Source organism: Aeromicrobium sp. PFPM2_SD2, assembly GCF_057364525.1.
This window is the reverse complement of the sequence record NZ_JBNFNZ010000582.1, coordinates 1-1,292: the sequence shown is the minus strand read 5'-3', so window position 1 is coordinate 1,292 and position 1,292 is coordinate 1. Positions and strand designations below refer to the sequence as shown.

The following is a 1,292-nucleotide window of genomic DNA, read 5'->3' as shown; positions in this document are numbered from 1 at the left end:
CGTCCCGGTCGCCGCGCCCGGGCAGCAGCAGGCTCGCCACCAGCACGACGGCGGCGACGCCGGCGGCCACCAGGAGCGCCGTGCGGTCGAGCTGACCCTCCTGCTGGGCCTTGCGCAGCACGACGACGGCGACCGTCCAGCCGAGCGCGACCGGGATGAGCACCTTCCAGCCGAAGCTCATGAACTGGTCGTAGCGCAGCCGCGGCAGGGTGCCGCGCAGCCACACGAACAGGAAGATGAAGCCCAGCGTCTTGCCCAGGAACCACAGCACGGGCCAGTAGCCGTCGTTGGCGCCCTCCCAGACCTGGGCGATGCCGAACGGGGCGCGCCAGCCGCCGAGGAACAGCGTCGTGGCGATGGCCGAGACGGTGACCATGTTGATGTACTCGGCCAGGAAGAACAGCGCGAACTTCAGCGACGAGTACTCGGTGTGGAAGCCGCCGACGAGCTCGCCCTCGGCCTCGGGCAGGTCGAACGGGGCCCGGTTGGTCTCGCCGACCATGGCGACGACGTAGATGAGGAACGACGGCAGCAGCGGCAGGAAGTACCAGAGGTCCTCCTGCGCGGCGACGATCTCCGACGTCGACATCGAGCCGGCGTACAGGAAGACGGTCACGAAGCTCAGCCCCATCGCGACCTCGTAGCTGATCACCTGGGCGCTGGAGCGCAGACCGCCGAGCAGCGCGTACGTCGAGCCGGACGACCAGCCGGCCAGGACGATGCCGTAGACGCCGATCGACGTGACGGCCAGGACGTACAGGACGCCCACGGGCAGGTCGGTCAGCTGCAGCGCGGTGTAGGTGTCGGTGAACGGGATGCGCACCTCGGGCCCGAACGGGATGACCGCCCAGGCCAGGAAGGCCGGGATGGTGGCCAGGATCGGCGCCAGCACGTAGACGAGCTTGTCGGCCGCCTTGACGACCAGGTCCTCCTTGAGCGCCAGCTTCACGCCGTCGGCCAGGCTCTGCAGCAGGCCGAAGGGGCCGTTGACGTTGGGCCCGACGCGGTGCTGCATGCGGGCCACGACGCGGCGCTCGAACCAGATGTTGAACAGCGTGTAGACGACCAGGATCACGAAGATCAGCACGGCCTTGAGCACGACCACCCACAGCGGGTCGTTCATCGGGCCACCTCCCCACCGACGAGCTCGACGGCCTCGCCGCGCACGGCGTGCAGGTGGCCGTCGGCGGTGGCGGGCACCCCACACGACGCCGTCGGGGCAGGTCGGCCGCCTCGGCCGGGTACGTGACCCGCTCGCCGGCGGCGGTTGACGACGGTCGCCGGCGCCCCCG

At 70.4% G+C, this 1,292-nt stretch carries 1 protein-coding gene; it reads right to left on the bottom strand.

The annotated features are described in order from the left end of the window. Window positions 1–1,123 (bottom strand): NADH-quinone oxidoreductase subunit NuoH (nuoH, locus tag AC2W7G_RS16555; protein WP_485869402.1); only part of this gene is annotated, 1,123 nt, incomplete at its 3' end. Between the last annotated feature and the right edge of the window lie 169 nt (window positions 1,124–1,292).